Here is a 19,403-nt window from a genome sequence, read left to right as displayed (position 1 = left end):
TCGTGCCATCGACCGATACTTCTGTGCAGGCGCATTCCCGCTCAGGGCATGCGTCGTTCTGCGCCGTACAACTTCCATTCAAACGGCGCAGTCAGTGACGATTCTTTGCGGTACTGAGAATCCTTATTGGTCTGTAATGATCAGCGTGTGCTGGGTGTCGGATGTGGGTGCATCACGGCGCGCTGACGTTCCTGCTGGAGGAATTTCATGATGATGGGCGCGACTGCTTCGGCACGGGTGATCAAGAACAAATGACCGTCATCGATTATGTGTAGCTGGGCGTTGGGGATCCGCCAAGCCAGCAGGCGCATATTTATCAACGGGATCAGTGGATCGTCGTCGCCCGCCAACACTAATGTCGGCTGACGAATCTTGTGCAGCCAGTGGATGCTGGTCCAGCCCATGCCAGCAAACAGCTGCCAGTAGTAGCCCAGCTTGCCGGACGAACGGACCTTTGCCGCGTGGTTGGCGGCCAGATAAGGATCCCGCCGAAAAGCGCCGCCGTAGATTTCCGGTGCAATGCGGATTACGTGAGAGGGCTGGATATACCGCCGTGGGCTGGCCATCAACCAGAGCACGCGCGGTTTGCCGGGCACCATCACCGCACCGGCCGCTGTTGCTGCCAGCACCAGCTTTTTGCAACGCTCGGGGTAGTCGTAAGCGAACTGTTGAGCCAGCGCGCCACCCCATGAAACGCCGATGGCGTTGACCTGGCCATAGTCCAGATAGTCGAGCATGCGCGCCGCCAGTTTAGCCAGACCGGGAAACCGGTACGGGCGACTGGGTGTCGAGGAGCCACCGACGCCAGGCACATCGAAAGCGATGACTTCCAGGTCCGGGTCCAGCGCATCAACGAACGGGAACACCAACTCAAGATTGGCGCCAATACCATTGAAAATCAGCAGAGGAGTCAGATGACTCTTGCCTGGGCGTACTGCGGTTCGGATGCTGTGGCCATCCAGATCGATAGTGCGAAAAATAAACGGTTGCGGCATGCGCGAAGCCCTGTGGGTTAAACCGCTGGGAAAGCCGTCCTGCGCTTTGACCAGATCGCCCGAGGCCGGGCGCCGATGTGGAATGTCAGTGATTACTGTAGGAACTGCCGAAGGCTGCGAAAGGGACTGAAAACGCTTCACAGCCTTCGGCAGCTCCTACAGGTTTTCTGTTTGCCGCGAGATAGCTCCTGCCTTTGTAACGGCCATCGGCAGCCATTCCTGACTCCACCCGTCGCGTCAACCTTTAGCGTTCATGCACATAGGTTCCCGGTGAAGCCTCACCTGCCGGGAAAGCCTTGCTGCCAAGCGTCGCAGGAGATTTTTTCAATTTTCCGGAGCGTTCGCTCAGCCAGTTCTGCCAGTGCAACCACCACGAGTCAGTGTGCTTGGTGCCGTTTTCCTGCCAGACCTTCGGATCGACCGGCAACTCGCTGTTGGTCATGTAACGTGCCTTGGGGTTGCCGGGCGGATTGAGAATGCTCTGGATATGGCCACTGCTGGACAGAACAAATTCAGTCTTTCCGCCGAACAGTCGTGCTGATTTGTAGCAGGAGCCCCAAGGCGTGATGTGATCGTTGGTTCCGGCCAGGCAAAACACATCGCTGGTGACCTGCTTGAGGTCGATAGGCGTACCGCACACTTCAAGCGCGTTGGGGCGGATCAACGGGTTGTTCTTGAACATCTCGATCAGATCGCCATGGAACGCAGCGGGCAGGCGGGTGGTGTCGTTGTTCCAGAAAAGGATGTCGAACACCGGCGGTTCGTTGCCCAGCAAGTAATTGTTGACCCAGTAATTCCAGATCAGGTCGTTGGGACGCATCCAGGCAAATACCTTGGCCATGTCGCTGCCTTCCAGCACGCCTGCCTGATAGGAGTGGCGCTTGGCCGACTCCAGAGTCTGCTCGTCAACGAACAACGCAACGTCGGTGTCCAGCGTAGTATCCAGCACACTGACCAGCAACGTCAGGGCGTTGACCTTTTGATCGCCCAGTGCCGCGTAATGACCCAGCAGCGCAGTGCAGGTAATGCCGCCCGAGCAGGCGCCGAGCATATTGATATCTTTGCTGCCGGTGATCGCCGTCACCACGTCCACAGCTTCCTTGACGGCATCGATGTACGTTGACAGGCCCCATTCACGCTGGGCCTTGGTCGGGTTACGCCAACTGATAATGAACGTCTGCACGTTACTGCGCAGGCAGAAACGCGCCAGGCTTTTTTCCGGGCTCAGGTCGAAGACGTAGAACTTGTTGATTTGTGGCGGCACGACCAGCAGCGGTCGCTCATGTACTTGTTCGGTGATGGGCTTGTACTGAATCAGCTCCAGCACGTCGTTGCGAAACACCACCGAGCCTTCGCTGGTGCCCAGACTCTTGCCGACTTCGAAGGCGTCCATGTTGACCTGGCTGGGCATGCCGCCGTTGTGTACCAGGTCCTTGGCGAGATGAGACAGGCCGTCGAGAATGCTTTTACCGCCGGTTTCGAAGAAACGCTTGATCGCTGCGGGGTTGGCAGCGGTGTTGGTGGGCGACATTGCTTCGGTCATCAGATTGATCACGAAGTGCCCGCGGCTGATTTCCTGAGGTGCAAGGTTGCTGTCATCTATCCAGTCATGCAGTTCTTTACGCCAAGCCAGATACGTCTGCAAGTAACGGCGATAAACCGGATTCTGGCTCCAGGCCGGATCGCTGAAGCGCCTGTCGTCAGGGGTTGGCTGCAAGGCTGATTTTCCCAGCAGGACGTTCTTGAGCTCGACGCTCAAATGCGCGATGTGTTTAGCGCTATGAAAGGGCTGTTTCAACGCCTGGCGCAGAACCATGCGGGCTGTGGTCAGCAAGTCCTTGCGCCGCAGGCCGACGACCGGGTTCAAACCCAGTGTGTGTTCCGAAGCTTGTTGCTGCAGGTCATCGTTGTTTCTGCTACTCATTCACGACGCTCCATTGTCCTGAGGTGAGTACCGCTTCCCTGTGAATCAGTGACACAGGCAGACGCCGGTACTACTGCTCGGGTGACCGATGATGGCTAAACCGCTTATCCCTTAAGAGGTAGCCGTCGCGGTGGATGCGTGAACCATTGCGCTCCTTGCGACGACTTCTTGCACACCTTTCAACTGCATTCGAGGATGCAGGGAACTTGCCAAAACCATTGGTTACGCGAGATTGCGAAAAATCGCAAGCAGCACCAGTCGTTGGCCGCTGCGCGGCACATTCAAACAAAAGGAATTAGAAAGCGCGTCCTAAAATGCCGGACGGCTCTGTGGTGCGGGTTAGAGCATCAGCCGGATGACTTGCTCGGAAGGGTCGCGGGATTTGCCTGCGTTTTTCAGCTCAAGCAAATAGTCGTTCCACAAATCGTCCTGACGTTGCGCCAGTTCGTAGAGGTATTCCCACGTGAACAATCCGCTGTCATGACCGTCATCGAAGGTCAATTTCAGTGCGTATTGGCCCGCCGGTTCAACTTTGGTCAGGCCCACCCCCAGCTTGCCAAATTGCAGGATCGGCTTGCCGTGGCCTTGAACCTCCGCAGACGGCGAGTGCACCCGGAGGAATTCTGCAGGCAAGTGGTATTCCTCGTTCGGCCCGTACTTGAGGGTCAGGGTTTTCGAGGCTTTGTGGAGCTGGATGGCGGTTGGGAGTTTGGGCATGGATACAATCCCTGTGGGAAATACAACGTACCTGTAGGAGCTTACGAGCAACGCGAGGCAGCGATGGCGGTGTGTCAGATGGACCGCTATCGCTGCCTCGCGTTGCTCGTGAGCTCCTACAGTAACTGCATTTCAGTTAAAGGATATACCGCGACAGATCTTCATCCTTGGCCAGTTCGCCAAGATGACTGTTCACATAGTCGGCATCAATGCGGATCGGCGCTGCGTCCGGATCGGTGGCCAGATCACCTGCGCTGAACGACACTTCCTCAAGCAGACGCTCAAGCAAGGTGTGCAAGCGACGGGCACCAATGTTCTCGGTCTTTTCGTTGACCTGCCAGGCAATCTCGGCAAGACGCTTGATGCCGTCCGCTTCGAACGCGATGTTCAAACCTTCGGTTTTCAGCAGCGCGCAGTATTGCTCGGTCAGGGACGCATGCGGTTCGCTGAGGATACGTTCGAAGTCCTGCGGCGACAGCGCCTTGAGTTCGACGCGGATCGGCAGACGGCCTTGCAGCTCAGGTACCAGATCGCTTGGCTTGCTCAAGTGGAACGCACCGGAGGCGATGAACAGGATATGGTCGGTTTTGACCATGCCCAGCTTGGTGTTGACCGTGCAGCCTTCGATCAGCGGCAGCAGGTCGCGCTGGACGCCTTCACGGGACACATCGGCACCGCCCACATTGCCGCGCTTGGCGACCTTGTCGATTTCGTCGATGAACACGATGCCGTGTTGCTCAACAGCTTCCAGCGCTTTGGCCTTGAGTTCTTCCTCGTTGACGAGGCGACCGGCTTCTTCTTCACGCACCAGCTTGAAGGCTTCCTTGACCTTGAGCTTGCGGCTCTTTTTCTTGCCCTTGCCCATGTTCGCAAACAGGCTTTGCAACTGGTTGGTCATCTCTTCCATGCCCGGCGGCGCGGAAATGTCGACGCCAACGGCTTCGTTGATTTCGATCTCGATTTCCTTGTCGTCCAGCTGACCTTCACGCAAGCGCTTGCGGAACAGCTGACGGGTGTTGGAATCGTTGCTCGGCGCGGCTTCTTCCTGAAAGCCCGTACGAGCTGGAGGCAACAGGGCGTCCAGGATGCGGTCTTCAGCAGCATCCTCGGCACGATGGCGAACCTTGATGATTTCCTGTTCGCGCAGCAGCTTGATGGCCGCGTCGGCCAGGTCACGAATGATCGACTCGACGTCGCGGCCGACATAGCCGACCTCGGTGAATTTGGTCGCTTCGACCTTGATGAACGGCGCGTTGGCCAGCTTGGCCAGACGACGGGCGATCTCGGTTTTACCGACACCGGTCGGGCCGATCATCAAGATATTCTTGGGCGTGACCTCAACGCGCAATTCTTCCGGCAGTTGCATCCGGCGCCAGCGGTTACGCAGGGCGATGGCGACAGCGCGCTTGGCATCGTCCTGGCCGATGATATGGCGGTTCAGTTCGTGGACAATTTCACGGGGGGTCATTGACATGGTATTTGGCGGTCCTCCAGCTGATTCAAGGTCTGTCAGGCCGCTGGTCGCAGCGGCCGGTACGAGACTTATTCAGCGAGGTCCTGCTCCTCAATGGTGATGTTGTGGTTGGTGAACACGCAGATATCGCCCGCGATATGCAATGCGGTTTCGGCAATTTCACGCGCCGAGAGATCGGTTTTTTGCAGCAGGGCGCGAGCAGCGGCCTGGGCGAAAGCACCGCCGGAACCCATGGCAATCAGGCCATCTTCAGGTTCAACGACGTCACCGTTACCGGTGATGATCAGCGAAGCGTCTTTGTTGGCGACGGCCAGCATGGCCTCCAGACGGCTCAGGGAGCGGTCGGTCCGCCAGTCTTTGGCGAGTTCAACGGCGGCACGCACCAGATGACCTTGGTGCTTTTCAAGTTGCCCTTCAAAGCGTTCGAAAAGAGTGAACGCGTCGGCCGTAGCGCCAGCGAAACCGGCAATCACTTCGCCGTGGTACAGACGACGCACTTTCTTGGCGTTGCCTTTCATGACGGTGTTGCCCAGAGAAACCTGGCCGTCGCCAGCCATGACGACTTTGCCGTGGCGGCGAACTGAAACGATGGTGGTCAAGGGAGAGTCTCCACACAGCGGGGCGAAAATGCCCTGGTGAAAACTCATATGGGGGTGGGGGAAGGGATTTCAACCGTTGGGTATGAGTGGTGGTGAGGGGCGAGCATAACAACTGTAGGAGTGAGCTTGCTCGCGATGGCGTCAGTTCATGCGACAAATTCGTCGACCGTGAAATCGGATCGCGAGCAAGCTCACTCCTACAGGGTCCGCGTTTGCTGCGCGGCATCGCGGGTTCTGGACGACGGGGGTGCTCCTACAGGCCAGCATTTCGGCAGTGACCTGTGGGAGCGAATTCATTCGCGAAGGCGTTGTGTCAGGCACGGTGGTGCTAAACGTGGGGCCCATTCCCGGATGAATCCAGCCCACTGGGATCTGCGTCTGGCTGTTACTTACTACGCTGCTGCAACAACAAGTTACTAAAACCACCGGTCGCCAATTGTTTCTGGGCAACGGTCAGTTGTTCGCGGTTGCTGAACGGGCCAACCAATACGCGGTACCAGGTTTCTTCTTTGACGGTACCCGATTCAACGGCAGCGCTCTGGCCGAGCAGAATGATCTGCGCTCGCACTTTGTCGGCGTCTTCTTTCTTGCGGAACGAGCCCGCTTGCAGGAAGAACTGCGTCACTGCTGCCGGTTTGACCACGGGCGGAGCTGGCGGAGGCGTCAGGCCGCTGAGTGCAGCTTGAGCTCGTGCGGTATCAATCTTCGCTGCCTGCTCGGGCGTAACTGGGGCAACCACCGGTGGCGGCGTTTTCTCAGGTACGGCTTCGTTAGGCACGATGACTTCCGATTCCGGCAACAATGTGTAGAAGTCGTACTTGGGCTTCACCGGTGCAGTCGGGCTCGGCGGCGTCTTGTTGGCTTCGGCGATCTTCGCAGCCTTGGCATCGGCCCGGACCCGTTTGATGTCATCACCGCCCGGTTCGAGCTTCATCAAAAAGACGACAAATGCACCGACGCTCAGGCCGATTGCCAGCCACAGCCATCCAGGAATCGGCTTCTTCGCGGGTGCCTGATAACGGCTGGCGCCGCGCTTGGGAGCAGGTTTCTTTTTCGCAGCAGCCAACTTACATACGCTCCAGAGTTTCCAGACCCAACAGTTGCAGGCCTTGCTTGAGGGTGCGGCCGGTCAATGCAGCAAGGCGCAAACGGCTCTGCTGTTGTTCGGCATTATCGGCAGCCAGGATAGGGCAGTTCTCGTAGAAGCTGGAGAACAACCCGGCGAGGTCGTAAATGTAAGCGCACAGGACGTGAGGCGTACCTTTTTCGGCAACGTTGTTGAGGATTTCCCCAAACTGCGCCAGACGTGCCGCCAGTTCCTGTTCCTGTGGTGCTTCAAGGACGATCTGACCCTTGCTGGCATCAAACGGCGTACCGAGTTTACGGAACACACCCGCGACTCGCGTGTATGCATACAGCAAATACGGTGCGGTATTGCCTTCGAAGCTGAGCATCTGGTCGAAGTTGAAGCTGTAGTCGCTGGCCCGGTGTTTGGACAGGTCGGCGTACTTCACCGCACTGATACCCACCGCCTGGGCGATGGTGCGCAGTTCGTCTTCTGGCAGCTCCGGATTCTTTTCCTTCACCAGGGTGTAGGCGCGCTCCTTGGCTTCTTCGAGCAGGTCGATCAGTTTGACTGTGCCGCCGTCGCGGGTCTTGAACGGACGGCCGTCGGCGCCGTTCATGGTGCCGAAGCCCATGTGCTCCAGTTGCATGCCTTCGTGAACGAAGCCTGCACGGCGTGCCACTTCAAAGACTTGCTGGAAGTGCAGGGCCTGACGCTGGTCAACGAAATACAGGGCGCGATCAGCCTTCAACACCTTGCTGCGGTAGCGGATCGCTGCCAGATCTGTGGTCGCATACAAATAGCCGCCACCGGCCTTCTGCACGATGACCGGCAGCGGGGTGTCGTCTGCGGTGCGGAATTCTTCGAGGAACACGCACTGTGCGCCGTTGCTCTCGACCAGCAGGCCAGTCGCTTTCAGATCGGCAACTACGTTGGCCAGATCGTCGTTGTAAGCACTTTCGCCCATCACGTCTGCCGGGGTCAGTTTGACGTTCAGCAGGTCGTAGACTTTCTGGCAGTGCGACAGCGAGATGTCTTTGAATTTTGTCCACAGGCTCAGGCATTCGGCGTCACCGGCCTGCAGCCTTACCACCAGTCCACGGGCGCGGTCGGCGAACTCTTCGGATTCATCGAAGCGTTTTTTCGCCGCGCGGTAGAAGTCTTCCAGGTCCGACAGTTCGTCACTGGTAGCTGGCTGCTCTTGCAGGTAAGCCAGCAGCATGCCGAACTGCGTCCCCCAGTCGCCCACGTGGTTCTGGCGGATGACGGTGTCGCCCAGAAACTCCAGAACGCTGGCAACGCCGTCGCCGATGATGGTCGAGCGCAAGTGGCCAACGTGCATCTCTTTGGCCAGGTTCGGAGCCGACAGGTCGACTACTGTGCGCTGTGCCGGGCCGGTTTTGCGGACCGACAGTTGGGCATCGGAGAGGGCGGCATCAAGACGTGCGGCCAAGGCCTGAGTGTTCTGGAAGAAATTCAGGAAGCCAGGACCGGCGATTTCCACCTTGCTGATCTGCTCGTCGGCAGGCAGTGCGGCGATCAGTTTTTCAGCCAGATCACGCGGTTTCATGCCGGCTGGCTTGGCCAGCATCATGGCGATGTTGCTGGCGAAGTCGCCGTGGGTCTTGTCCTTGGCATTCTCCACCTGAATCGCTGGCGACAGGCCTTCTGGCAAGACGCCCTCGGTGACGAGTTGGCTCAGGGCTTGTTGGATCAGCTGGCGAATGGTGTCTTTCATGGTGCTCTCTTTCGACCGCAAGCGCGGCAGCGCCTGGATGCGCGGGTGGAAAAACTGGGCATTATCCGTTGCCGGAGCCACCTTGCCAACCGCGTTGGATGTGCGGTCTGAAATTTCCCCTGTGGGAGCTGAGCTTGCTCGCGATAAGGACACCGGGGTCTAAAGTGAACCGCGTTCAACCTTATCGTCGGAATGCCGCCCAGACCAAGCTCAGCTCCCACAAGGGATTTGCGCGTTTAATACAAATCCACCGGATCCACATCCAGCGACCACCTGACCTGCCTGCCACTCGGCATCTGTTCCAGCGCCAATAGCCAGGAAGCAAGCAGCCGATGCAGCGGCGCGCGGGCGCTGGATTGCAGCAGCAATTGCGCTCGATAACGACCGGCGCGGCGCTCCATCGGTGCTGGAACCGGGCCGAGCAGTTCGATACCGCCCAGATTCATGTCGTTCAACAGTTGCTCGGCAACCGAGCAGGCTTCATCAAGAAACCCTTCGGCCTGGCCCGGTTTATGCGCTTCTGCCCGTAAAAGCGCCAGATGCGCAAAAGGCGGCAAGCCCGCAGCGCGGCGTTCACTCAAGGCCTGCTCGGCGAAGGCGAAGTAACCTTGCTCGGTGAGTTGAATCAGCAGCGGATGGTCTGCCAGATGCGTCTGGATAATCACCCGGCCCGGTTCTTCAGCTCGTCCGGCCCGCCCGGCCACCTGTACGATCAACTGTGCCATGCGCTCGCTGGCGCGGAAATCTCCGGAAAACAGGCCTCCGTCGGCATCCAGAATCGACACCAGCGTTACACGCGGAAAGTGGTGCCCTTTGGCGAGCATCTGCGTGCCCACCAGAATGCAAGGCTGGCCGCGCTGAATGGTCGCGAACAGTTGATTCATCGCGTCTTTGCGCGAGGTGCTGTCGCGATCAACCCGTAATACGGGGTAATCCGGAAACAGAATGGCCAGACGCTCTTCGGCGCGCTCGGTGCCTGCGCCAACCGGACGCAAATCGACTTTGCCGCAGGACGGGCACTGGCGCGGCACGCGTTCGACGTGACCACAGTGGTGGCAGCGCAACTCGCCGGAGCGTTGATGCACGGTCATCCGCGCATCACATCGCGGGCAGCCCGACAGCCAGCCGCAATCGTGGCAAAGCAGCGTCGGCGCAAAGCCCCGTCGGTTCAGAAAGACCAATACTTGCTGGCCCGCAGCGAGGGTCTGGCCGATGGCCTGTTGCATCGGTCCGGAGATACCGCTGTCCAGTGGACGGCTTTTTACGTCCAGACGCATGAATTTCGGTTGCTGCGCACCGCCCGCCCGCTGGTTCAAGCGCAACAGGCCGTAACGGCCGGTGTAGGCGTTGTGCAGGCTTTCCAGCGAAGGCGTGGCTGAGCCGAGCACAATGGGGATGTTTTCCTGGCGTGCCCGCACCAGAGCCAGATCCCGAGCGTGATAGCGCAGGCCTTCCTGCTGTTTATAAGAGCCGTCGTGCTCTTCGTCGATGATGATCAGACCGGGATTCTTCATCGGCGTGAACAGTGCCGAACGGGTACCAATAATAATGTCGGCTTCGCCATCCCGCGCTGCCAGCCATGCATCCAGCCGATCACGGTCATTGACCGCCGAATGCAGCAGCGCGATGCGTGCGTTGAAGCGCTGCTCAAAGCGCGCCAGGGTTTGCGGCCCCAGGTTAATTTCCGGGATCAGCACCAGCGCCTGTTTCCCGGCTTCCAGGGTTTCACGGATCAACTGCAAATAGACTTCGGTTTTGCCGCTGCCGGTAACACCCGCCAGCAGAAACGCATGGAAGCTTTCGAACCCGGCGCGAATTGCCTCGCAGGCGGCACGTTGTTCAGTGTTGAGTGGCAGTTCCGGCTGGGCCAGCCAGTGTTCATGGCGCGCTGAGGGTGCATGACTGCGCACTTCAACTTGCACCAGCTCTTTAGCCAGCAGCAGGTTGAGGCTTTCTTTATTAAGCATCAGCTTGCTCAGTAACTGATGCGCAACGCCGTGCGGGTGCTGGGCAAGGGTCGTCAGTGCTTCGCGCTGCTTGGGCGCCCGGGCGATACGCGGATCGTCAACGCTGGCATTTGGCGCAACCTGCCAGAAGCGTTCCTGACGCGATTCTGCCGGTTCGCCTTGGCGCAGCAGCACCGGCAGCGCCCAACTCAAGGTGTCGCCGAGGCTGTGCTGATAATACTGAGAGGTCCACAGGCACAATTTGAACAGCGCTGGAGGCAGCGGCGCTTGTTCATCGAGCAGGGCGATGGCGGGCTTGAGCTTCTCGGCGGGCACTTCGCTGTGATCGGCGATCTCGATCAGGATGCCGATCATTTCCCGGCGGCCGAATGGCACTCGCAAGCGCATGCCTGGCTGCAAGGCACTGCGCAGCACTCCTGCAGGCGCTCGATAGTCGAACAGGCGCCGCAGTGGCGAGGGCAGGGCAAGGCGCAGAATGGCGTCGGGCACGCGGGGTTTCCCTGTTACGGTGTGTGACGGATGCGCGATCTTAGCAGACGACCGGCGTAAAGCCCCGCTTGCGTGATCTGGATTGTCTGGTAATATTCGCGGCCTATTTACGTGCGGTATTCAACAATAGTGTTGGATGGCGGCACGCTAGCCCGAGGAAGTACCGATGAAAGCTGATATCCATCCAGTTTACGAAGCCATTGACGCTACTTGCAGCTGCGGCAATGTCATCAAAACCCGTTCGACTCTCGCCAAGCCTCTGAGCCTGGACGTTTGCAACGAGTGCCACCCGTTCTACACCGGCAAGCAGAAGACTCTTGACGTTGGCGGCCGTGTTGACAAGTTCAAGTCGCGCTTCGGTGCGTTCGGCGCGACCAAGCCTGCTGCTCAGTAAGGTCGGTCGTTCTGGAAGGTCCAATGGATTTCTCCAGGCTGCTAAAAAAGGCGTCCCTTGTGGGCGCCTTTTTTGTGGCCGCGATTTGGCTGCCTGCGGCTCAGGCTCTGTGCCCCGCGCCATCCTCGCTCCCGGTTGCTCAGGTCGAGCGTGTGGTCGATGGCGATACCCTGCGCCTCAAAGATGGCCGCAACGTACGCATGGTTGGCCTCAATACTCCCGAGACGGGCAAGAAAGGTCGTTCCGCCGAGCCGTTTGCCGAGGCTGCCAAGCGCCGCTTGCAAGCGCTGGTGGATGAAAGCGACGGCTCCGTCAGGTTGCGCGTCGGCCAACAGGGCAAAGATCACTACGGTCGTGTGCTGGCCAATGTCTATGGGGGCAACGGTGCGAATTTCGAAGCGCAGCTGCTGAGCGAGGGCTTGGGCTATCTGGTCGCAGTATCGCCGAATGTGGCGCTGGTGGATTGCCAGCAAGCGGCTGAGCGCATCGCTCGCGACGCCAGGCTTGGTCTGTGGCGTGATTCGCCGGTACAGCCCGCCGCGCAGATCGACAAGGGTGGCTTTGCCTTGGTGTCCGGGCAGATCGTTGATGTGCAGCGCAATGGCGGTGGCGTCTGGATCGAATTGCAGGGCTCACTGGTGCTGCGTATCGCCCCTGATCTGGTCAGCCAGTTCGATGTAAAGCAGCTGAGTCGCCTGAAGGGCCAGCGCATCGAGGCGCGTGGCTGGATCGTTGATCGCTCCCGACGGGGCGGTCTCAAGGACGGACAGGCGCGCTGGATGATGCCCATTACCCATCCGGCGATGCTTGATTCATCGATCCCCTGACAGACAGATGTGTAGGAGCGCGCCTCCATCAAACAACACGCAAACTAATGGATTGGAATGCATTTTCTGTAGGAGCTGCCGAAGGCTGCGAAGCGTTTATCCTGGCACACCGCAATCGCAGCCTTCGGCAGCTCCTACAAACCCTTTCCCCTGATGCAACTCCTCCGCTCTAAGCGTAAAGTCTTAGTCCCCGCCTATTGACAGTTGTGACTGGCCAGTCTTGTTAGGACTTTGCATCTTGCGTATCCTCGGCGGTCCGTCTGTCCCACAGTAAAAAAAAGCGGAATGCCCACATGTCTGATTTGAAAACTGCTGCGCTTGAATATCACGCCAATCCTCGCCCGGGGAAACTGAGCGTAGAACTGACCAAGCCTACCGCAACTGCTCGCGATCTGGCCCTGGCTTACAGCCCTGGCGTTGCTGAGCCTGTGCGCGAAATCGCCCGTGACCCTGAGCTGGCTTACAAGTACACCGGCAAAGGCAACCTGGTAGCAGTTATTTCCGACGGTACCGCGATCCTTGGCCTGGGTGATCTGGGTCCATTGGCTTCCAAGCCAGTGATGGAAGGCAAGGGTGTTCTGTTCAAGCGTTTCGCCGGTATCGACGTTTTCGATATCGAAGTGGATTCCGAAAGCCCGCAAGCTTTCATCGACACTGTAAAGCGCATCTCCATCACCTTCGGCGGTATCAACCTCGAAGACATCAAGGCGCCTGAATGCTTTGAGATCGAGAAAGCGCTGATCGAACAATGCGACATCCCGGTTTTCCACGATGACCAGCACGGTACCGCGATTGTTACCGCGGCCGGCATGATCAACGCACTGGAAATCGTCGGCAAGAACCTCGCTGACGCCAAGATCGTCTGCCTGGGGGCTGGCGCTGCGGCCATCTCCTGCATGAAATTGCTGGTGAGCATGGGCGCGAAGATTGAAAACATCTTCATGATCGACCGTTCCGGCGTGATCCACTCCGGCCGTACCGATCTGAACCAGTACAAAGCGGTATTCGCTCACGCGACCGAAAAACGCACACTGGCTGACGCGCTCGACGGCGCAGACGTGTTCGTGGGTCTGTCTGGCCCGAACCTGCTGAGCGCTGAAGGTCTGAAGTCCATGGCCAAGGATCCGATCGTGTTCGCATGCTCGAACCCTGATCCGGAAATCTCCCCAGAGCTGGCTCACGCTACTCGTAGCGACGTGATCATGGCGACTGGTCGTTCCGACTACCCGAACCAGGTCAACAACGTACTGGGCTTCCCGTTCATCTTCCGTGGTGCTCTGGACGTTCGTGCCAAGCGCATCAACGAAGAAATGAAGATCGCCGCGGCTAACGCCCTGCGTGAACTGGCTAAACTGCCAGTGCCTCAGGAAGTGTGCGACGCCTATGGCGGTATCAAGCTGGAGTTCGGTCGTGAGTACATCATCCCGAAACCAATGGACACCCGTCTGCTGGGCTTGATCGCTGATGCCGTTGCCAAAGCAGCCATCGAAAGCGGCGTTGCAACCCTGCCGTATCCAAAGCACTACCCGCTGACCAGCGTTGATGACGTTTTCAACGGCTAATCGCTGATTCAGATGCACAAAAAACCCTGCTGAGATGCAGGGTTTTTTTGTGGGTGATGATTTGATCTTGATCTGGCGTTGGACCCAATCGCTGCCTCGCGTTGCTCATGAGCTCCTACAACATCCTGTAGGGGCTCATGAGCAACGCGAGGCAGCGATGACCGATGGCGCAGGTCAGAACAAGTCGATCGGCGCCGACTCATCCGCTGGCAGCGGGCTGCCCGGTGCCTGACCGCCCAGCTCGTTGACGCTTGGTGGCGTATCTTCGCTTTTGAACAGCTCGAAGAATGCGTTAGGTGTGCTCGGCGTCGCTGCCCGGCCGCTGATCGGATCAACCCTCAAGCTCAGGATGCCGTCTGGTTCAGCTTGCTGATGCGGAGGCTTGTCTTTGAGCGCAGCACTCATGTAGTTCATCCAGATTGGCAGGGCAACGGTGCCGCCAAACTCATGACGGCCCAGGCTTTCGGGTTGATCGAAGCCTGTCCAGACGGTGGTCACATAATCTGCGTTGTAGCCAGTGAACCAGGCATCCTTGGATTCGTTGGTCGTACCGGTCTTGCCAGCGATGTCCGGACGATTCATTGCCAAGGCCCGGCGGCCTGTGCCGCGCTTGATAACGTCCTGCAGCATGCTGTTGAGGATGAACGTGGTACGCCCATCAACAATGCGAGGGGCAATGGCCGGTGCCTGAGGATCAACCGGCGCAGCAGGCTGTGCCGGGCCTTCGGTCGAGGAGGTGATCAGCGCTGGGCCATTGGGCACTGCTACCGTATTTGTATTGGGCACGGGCTGACTGTCGACAGCGGGAACGCTCGGCGGATTCGCCTGGAACAGTGTCACGCCATCACGGCTTTCAATGTTCTGAATCAGATACGGGTTGATCTTGTAGCCGCCGTTGGCGAACGCAGACCAGCCGGTGACGATTTCCATCGGGGTCAGAGTCGCGGTGCCCAGCGCCAGTGACAGGTTGCGCGGCAGATCGCTCTTGTTGAAGCCAAAGCGCGTGATGTAGTCGATCGAGGTGTCGATGCCCAACTGTTGCAGCAGGCGGATCGATACCAGGTTGCGCGACTTGTACAGCGCTTCACGCAGGCGGATCGGACCGAGGAAAGTATTGGTGTCGTTTTTCGGACGCCACACCTTGTCCAGATACTCATCAACAAAAACGATCGGCGCATCGTTTACCAGGCTCGACGCGGTATAGCCATTGTCCAGTGCTGCGCTGTACAGGAACGGCTTGAAGCTCGAACCTGGCTGACGCTTGGCTTGCAGGGCGCGGTTGTAGTTGCTCTGTTCGAAGGCAAAGCCGCCGACCAGCGCGCGAATTGCACCGTTCTGTGGATCAAGTGAAACCAGTGCGCTTTGTGCTGCCGGTATCTGACTGAATTTGATCGAGCCATTTTCCTGACGCTGCACGCGAATCAGGTCGCCAACACGCGCTACGTCAGCAGGTTGCTTCGGATTTGCGCCCAGGCTGTTGGTATTCAGATAAGGACGTGCCCACTTCATGCTCGCCCAGTCGACGGTTTCTTCCTTTTCGCCATTACGGGTCAGGACGCGCACGCCGGTCTTGTCGACCTGGGTAACAATCGCTGGCTCCAGGCCGCTGATTGGCCGCTGTTTAGTCAGCTCTTGTGCCCAGCCTTCGCGGGTCATACCCGGGAAGCGGCTTTCAGGGCCGCGATAACCATGGCGCTGGTCATATTCGATCAGGCCTTCCTGAACTGCTGTATTGGCGTGCTCCTGAAGATCGCTCGGTACCGTCGTGGTAACGCGGAAGCCTTCTGTGTAAGCGTCGCTGCCATAGCGGCCAACCATTTCTGCGCGAGCCATCTCGGCAATATAAGGTGCGTTAACTTCAGGTGTAGGCACGTGATAGCTGGCGTTGAGTGGCTCGCTGAGCGCGGCTTGATAGGCGCTCTGGTCGATTTTGCCCAGCTTGTACATGCGGCCCAGAATCCAGTCGCGACGCTCTTTGGCGCGTGTCGGGTTGGCGAGCGGGTTGAAGCGCGAAGGTGCTTTAGGCAGGCCGGCAATCATCGCCATTTGCGCAAGACTTACGTCACGGATGGATTTGCCGTAATACACTTGAGCCGCCGCTTCGATCCCGTAGGCTCTGTTGCCCAGGTAGATCTTGTTGACGTAAAGCTCAAGAATTTCGTCTTTGGTCAGTTGGCGCTCAATTTGCAGAGCAAGAAGGATCTCGGTGGTTTTGCGCGAAAAACTGCGTTCACTCGTCAGAAAATAGTTCTTTGCCACCTGCATGGTGATGGTGCTGCCGCCCGACTGAATATGGCCGCTTTTAACCAGCTGCGAAGCTGCGCGCATCAAACTGCCGGGATCGACCCCGTAGTGATTGGCGAAATTGTCGTCTTCGGCAGAGAGCAGGGCGTTGATGAAGTTCGGCGGAATCTCGGCGAAGCGGATAGGGGTGCGGCGCATTTCGCCAAACTCCGCAATCAACTTGCCATCGCTGCTGTAGACGCGCAGAGGTATTTGCAGTTGGATGCTGCGCAGCGCTTCAACAGACGGAAGGTTCGGGCTCAGATAAAGAAAGGCACCGCTGAGGCCGAGTAGCAGCGCACAGAATACGGCGACGAGAGACCACCAGAAAAACTTCAGCAGGCGTATCAAGGCTTTTTGATTTCCAGAATAAAAAGAATGAGTTAAGCGCAGGCATTAACAAATAGACACGCCTTGAAGCTTGGTTATACGAAAAAAGCGCTCGGCATTATAAGCATTTTTCGTCTCCGAGCGTTATTTGCGCTACTGTCAGGATTGCCGACAGTGGCGTTGGACAACAAATAATCCGTAAGTGACGGAAACTCATAGGGAACAGGTTGTGTTCGAACTCTTCAGTAAGAAGGCCAACACCCTTCTAGGGATCGATATTAGCTCTACATCGGTGAAACTCCTTGAATTGAGTCGTTCCGGCACGCGCTACAAGGTCGAGTCTTACGCGGTTGAGCCACTTCCCGCGAACGCTGTGATTGAGAAGAACATTGCCGAGCTTGAAGGGGTCGGCAATGCGCTGACGCGTGTCTTGGTCAAGGCTCGCACAAGCGTCAAATCTGTGGCGGTTGCCGTGGCCGGTTCGGCGGTGATCACCAAGACCATCGAGATGGACGCTGGCCTGTCGGATGATGACATGGAGAACCAGCTGAAGATCGAGGCCGATCAATACATTCCTTATCCGCTGGAAGAGGTCGCCATCGATTTCGAGGTCCAGGGATATTCGCTGCGCAACCCTGAGCGTGTTGAGGTCTTGCTTGCTGCCTGCCGCAAAGAAAACGTCGAGGTGCGCGAAGCAGCTTTGGCGCTGGCGGGGCTTAGTGCACGGGTTGTTGACGTGGAGGCTTATGCCCTGGAGCGCGCATTCGGATTGCTGTCGGCACAGTTGGGTAATGGTCATGACCAACTGACCGTTGCAATTGTCGATATCGGCGCAACCATGACGACCCTCAGCGTGCTGCACAACGGCCGCATCATCTATACCCGCGAACAGCTGTTCGGCGGGCGTCAGCTCACCGAAGAAATCCAGCGCCGCTATGGCCTCTCTGTGGAAGAGGCCGGTCTGGCGAAGAAGCAGGGCGGTCTGCCGGATGATTATTTATCCGAAGTGTTGCAGCCGTTCAAGGACGCCGTGGTGCAGCAGGTTTCCCGATCCTTGCAGTTTTTTTTCGCGGCAGGGCAATACAGTGCGGTGGACTACATCATGCTGGCCGGTGGTACCGCATCCGTTTCCGGGCTGGATAATCTGGTTCAGCAGCGTATCGGCACGCCGACGCTGGTCGCCAACCCGTTTGCGGACATGGCTCTTGGCGCCAAGGTCAATGCCGGTGCGTTGGCCACTGATGCTCCAGCGTTGATGATCGCATGCGGTCTGGCCCTGAGGAGCTTTGACTGATGGCACGGATTAACCTTCTCCCTTGGCGTGAACAGCTTCGCGAAGAGCGCAAGAAACGTTTCCTGATATCGCTGGCTGGCGTGTTTGTCGCCTCAGTGGGTGCGTTGTTCATGGTTGATCAATATTTGAGCAGCGCAATTACTCATCAGGCTGCGCGCAATGCGTTTATCCAGCAAGAAGTGGTGCAACTCGACGAGCGCATCAAGGAGATCAGCGATCTGCGAGCCCGTCGCAAGCAACTGCTCGAGCGGATGAAAATCATCCAGGACTTGCAAGGCAATCGCCCGATTATTGGCCGGGTGTTTGACCAGATGGCGCGAACCCTGCCGGACGGCGTGTATTTCTCGGATGTGAAGATGGTCGACAACCTCATCAGCATCACCGGGGCGGCGGAGTCGAACAATCGCGTTTCAGACTTGATGCGTAACCTTGATGCCTCTGACTGGTTCGAAGCGCCAAGCCTGACCGAGGTCAAGGCAACGACCGCAGGTGCGCTGGATCAGGCCAACATCTTTCAGTTAACGGTACGCCAGACCCAGCCGAACCTTGATGGAGCCAAACCATGAATCTTTCCGAGACGCTGGAAGGTCTGCGCCGGATCGATCTTGGCGATCTGGACGTCAACAACCTTGGCTCGTGGCCCGCTGCGGTCAAGGTCGTAGCGGGTGCGTTGCTGGCGGTGTTAGTGCTTGCTCTGGGGTACTTTTTCTACATCCAGGATCTGGAGAGTCAGCTCGCTGCCGCCCGAGCCAATGAAGGTACGCTCAAGGAGCAGTTCACCAACAAGGCGTTCCAGGCCGCGAACCTGCAGCCTTATAAGGTGCAGATGACCGAAATGGAAAATACCTTCGGCGCGTTGTTGCGGCAGTTGCCGAGCGATACCGAAGTACCAGGCTTGCTGGAGGACATCACCCGGACAGGGTTGGGTAGCGGGCTGGAGTTCGAAGAAATCAAGTTACTGCCCGAGGCTGCCCAGCAGTTTTACATCGAATTGCCGATACAAATTACCGTGGTTGGCGCGTATCACGACCTGGCAACCTTTGTCAGCGGTGTCGCCAGTCTGCCGCGGATCGTTACCTTGCACGATTTCGAGATCAAACCTCTGGAAGCTTCCAACCCGTCCAGGCTGCGCATGAATATTCTGGCCAAAACCTATCGCTACAACGATGAAGGGCTGAAGAAATGAGGCTGGCGAGATTGTTGTGCGCCAGTGTGGCGTTGATCAGTCTGGCCGGTTGTAACGATGACTCGACGTTTACCGACCTGACCAGCTTTATGGATGAAGCGCGTGCACGGCCGACAGGCACGATTGAGCCGCTGCCAAAGTTTCGCCCGTATGAAGCGTTTACTTATAACGCTGCGAATATGCGCAGCCCGTTTCAACCGCCGGTCAAGGCTGATTTGGTCAATCGTCAGAAAGGTTCAAGATTGGTGGCGCCGGATGAAACCCGGCCAAGGCAGTTCCTGGAAGGTTTCAACATCGAGGCTTTTGAAATGGTCGGCACCATGGGCAACGACTCCGGGACATTTGCTTTGCTCAAAGGGGCTGGCGGCGTGTATCGGGTAAAAGTCGGTGATTATCTGGGGCGTAACAATGGCCGGATTGTCTCAGTCGATGAATCCCGCGTTGATGTCGTAGAAATAGTTCCTGATGGAGAGGGGGCATGGTTGGAAAGGCCGCGCAGTATTTCCCTGAAAGAACGCTCATGAAACGGGCACAGCCAAGCATGCAAAACACCCTCGG

16 protein-coding genes are annotated in these 19,403 nt (G+C 57.9%); 7 read left to right on the top strand and 9 right to left on the bottom strand.

The annotated features are described in order from the left end of the window. Positions 1 to 140: 140 nt before the first annotated feature. From phaZ to ABRP31_RS25060, 8 genes are all read right to left on the bottom strand, one after another. A complete protein-coding gene (gene phaZ / locus ABRP31_RS25095) occupies positions 141 to 995 on the bottom strand; it encodes a poly(3-hydroxyalkanoate) depolymerase (protein ID WP_087274403.1) in 855 nt (284 codons plus the stop codon). Positions 996 to 1,239: 244 nt separating this feature from the next. Beyond that, on the bottom strand, positions 1,240 to 2,919 hold the full coding sequence (gene phaC / locus ABRP31_RS25090) for a class II poly(R)-hydroxyalkanoic acid synthase (RefSeq protein ID WP_087274401.1): 1,680 nt from the start codon (positions 2,917 to 2,919) through the stop codon (positions 1,240 to 1,242). Between the two features lie 339 nt (positions 2,920 to 3,258). Then, positions 3,259 to 3,636, bottom strand: coding sequence for a gamma-butyrobetaine hydroxylase-like domain-containing protein (locus ABRP31_RS25085; protein ID WP_087274399.1), 378 nt, complete (start codon positions 3,634 to 3,636; stop codon positions 3,259 to 3,261). Between the two features lie 136 nt (positions 3,637 to 3,772). Continuing rightward, complete coding sequence (gene hslU / locus ABRP31_RS25080; protein ID WP_349972178.1) at positions 3,773 to 5,110, bottom strand: HslU--HslV peptidase ATPase subunit; 1,338 nt, start codon at positions 5,108 to 5,110, stop codon at positions 3,773 to 3,775. A gap of 68 nt (positions 5,111 to 5,178) precedes the next feature. Further along, complete coding sequence (hslV, locus tag ABRP31_RS25075; RefSeq protein ID WP_027901992.1) at positions 5,179 to 5,709, bottom strand: ATP-dependent protease subunit HslV; 531 nt, start codon at positions 5,707 to 5,709, stop codon at positions 5,179 to 5,181. A 385-nt stretch (positions 5,710 to 6,094) separates the two neighbouring features. Continuing rightward, positions 6,095 to 6,775, bottom strand: a complete 681-nt coding sequence (locus tag ABRP31_RS25070) for an SPOR domain-containing protein (RefSeq protein ID WP_087271104.1) — start codon at positions 6,773 to 6,775, stop codon at positions 6,095 to 6,097. A 1-nt stretch (position 6,776) separates the two neighbouring features. After that, positions 6,777 to 8,513, bottom strand: a complete 1,737-nt coding sequence (gene argS / locus ABRP31_RS25065; RefSeq protein WP_349972179.1) for an arginine--tRNA ligase — start codon at positions 8,511 to 8,513, stop codon at positions 6,777 to 6,779. Between the two features lie 236 nt (positions 8,514 to 8,749). After that, positions 8,750 to 10,969: a primosomal protein N' gene (locus ABRP31_RS25060; protein ID WP_349972180.1), complete on the bottom strand. Its 2,220-nt coding sequence runs from the start codon at positions 10,967 to 10,969 to the stop codon at positions 8,750 to 8,752. Positions 10,970 to 11,135: 166 nt separating this feature from the next. Between ABRP31_RS25060 and rpmE the strand changes: the two genes are divergently transcribed. The 3 genes from rpmE to ABRP31_RS25045 all read left to right on the top strand — a co-directional run bounded on the left by rpmE (position 11,136) and on the right by ABRP31_RS25045 (position 13,752). Next, positions 11,136 to 11,363 (top strand): 50S ribosomal protein L31, encoded by a 228-nt coding sequence (gene rpmE, locus ABRP31_RS25055; protein WP_087271113.1) that lies wholly within the window; start codon positions 11,136 to 11,138, stop codon positions 11,361 to 11,363. Positions 11,364 to 11,386: 23 nt separating this feature from the next. Then, a complete protein-coding gene (locus ABRP31_RS25050) occupies positions 11,387 to 12,190 on the top strand; it encodes a thermonuclease family protein (protein ID WP_349972181.1) in 804 nt (267 codons plus the stop codon). 293 nt (positions 12,191 to 12,483) lie between these two features. Further along, complete coding sequence (locus ABRP31_RS25045) at positions 12,484 to 13,752, top strand: malic enzyme-like NAD(P)-binding protein (protein WP_027901987.1); 1,269 nt, start codon at positions 12,484 to 12,486, stop codon at positions 13,750 to 13,752. A gap of 174 nt (positions 13,753 to 13,926) precedes the next feature. Here the strand turns inward: ABRP31_RS25045 and ABRP31_RS25040 are convergent, their stop codons facing one another. After that, positions 13,927 to 16,383, bottom strand: a complete 2,457-nt coding sequence (locus ABRP31_RS25040; protein ID WP_372489476.1) for a penicillin-binding protein 1A — start codon at positions 16,381 to 16,383, stop codon at positions 13,927 to 13,929. 211 nt (positions 16,384 to 16,594) lie between these two features. Between ABRP31_RS25040 and ABRP31_RS25035 the strand changes: the two genes are divergently transcribed. The 4 genes from ABRP31_RS25035 to pilP are packed head-to-tail and all read left to right on the top strand — an operon-like array spanning position 16,595 to position 19,369. Further along, positions 16,595 to 17,659 carry a pilus assembly protein PilM gene (locus ABRP31_RS25035; protein ID WP_087271122.1) on the top strand — a complete coding sequence of 355 codons (1,065 nt, stop codon included), beginning with the start codon at positions 16,595 to 16,597 and terminating at the stop codon, positions 17,657 to 17,659. Further along, positions 17,659 to 18,225 (top strand): PilN domain-containing protein, encoded by a 567-nt coding sequence (locus ABRP31_RS25030; RefSeq protein WP_349972184.1) that lies wholly within the window; start codon positions 17,659 to 17,661, stop codon positions 18,223 to 18,225. Before ABRP31_RS25035 ends, ABRP31_RS25030 begins: the two co-directional genes overlap by 1 nt. Further along, a complete protein-coding gene (gene pilO, locus ABRP31_RS25025; RefSeq protein WP_349972185.1) occupies positions 18,222 to 18,845 on the top strand; it encodes a type 4a pilus biogenesis protein PilO in 624 nt (207 codons plus the stop codon). The genes ABRP31_RS25030 and pilO overlap by 4 nt, the downstream gene beginning before the upstream one ends. Then, entirely contained in the window at positions 18,842 to 19,369 is a 528-nt protein-coding gene (gene pilP / locus ABRP31_RS25020) for a type 4a pilus biogenesis lipoprotein PilP (RefSeq protein ID WP_087271131.1), read from the top strand. The genes pilO and pilP overlap by 4 nt, the downstream gene beginning before the upstream one ends. Positions 19,370 to 19,403: the final 34 nt, after the last annotated feature.

The organism is Pseudomonas caspiana, assembly GCF_040224095.2.
In the GTDB taxonomy this organism is placed as follows: domain Bacteria; phylum Pseudomonadota; class Gammaproteobacteria; order Pseudomonadales; family Pseudomonadaceae; genus Aquipseudomonas; species Aquipseudomonas caspiana.
The sequence above is the reverse complement of the archived record's forward strand: the minus strand, read 5'-3'. Positions and strand labels throughout refer to the sequence as shown.

Excerpts from the sequence above, each read along its gene's own strand:
- phaZ (WP_087274403.1), bottom strand. The coding sequence starts at position 995 with ATGCCGCAACCGTTTATTTTTCGCACTATCGATCTGGATGGCCACAGC.
- phaC (WP_087274401.1), bottom strand. The coding sequence starts at position 2,919 with ATGAGTAGCAGAAACAACGATGACCTGCAGCAACAAGCTTCGGAACAC.
- ABRP31_RS25085 (WP_087274399.1), bottom strand. The coding sequence starts at position 3,636 with ATGCCCAAACTCCCAACCGCCATCCAGCTCCACAAAGCCTCGAAAACC.
- hslU (WP_349972178.1), bottom strand. The coding sequence starts at position 5,110 with ATGTCAATGACCCCCCGTGAAATTGTCCACGAACTGAACCGCCATATC.
- argS (WP_349972179.1), bottom strand. The coding sequence starts at position 8,513 with ATGAAAGACACCATTCGCCAGCTGATCCAACAAGCCCTGAGCCAACTC.
- rpmE (WP_087271113.1), top strand. The coding sequence starts at position 11,136 with ATGAAAGCTGATATCCATCCAGTTTACGAAGCCATTGACGCTACTTGC.
- ABRP31_RS25050 (WP_349972181.1), top strand. The coding sequence starts at position 11,387 with ATGGATTTCTCCAGGCTGCTAAAAAAGGCGTCCCTTGTGGGCGCCTTT.
- ABRP31_RS25045 (WP_027901987.1), top strand. The coding sequence starts at position 12,484 with ATGTCTGATTTGAAAACTGCTGCGCTTGAATATCACGCCAATCCTCGC.
- ABRP31_RS25030 (WP_349972184.1), top strand. The coding sequence starts at position 17,659 with ATGGCACGGATTAACCTTCTCCCTTGGCGTGAACAGCTTCGCGAAGAG.
- pilO (WP_349972185.1), top strand. The coding sequence starts at position 18,222 with ATGAATCTTTCCGAGACGCTGGAAGGTCTGCGCCGGATCGATCTTGGC.
- pilP (WP_087271131.1), top strand. The coding sequence starts at position 18,842 with ATGAGGCTGGCGAGATTGTTGTGCGCCAGTGTGGCGTTGATCAGTCTG.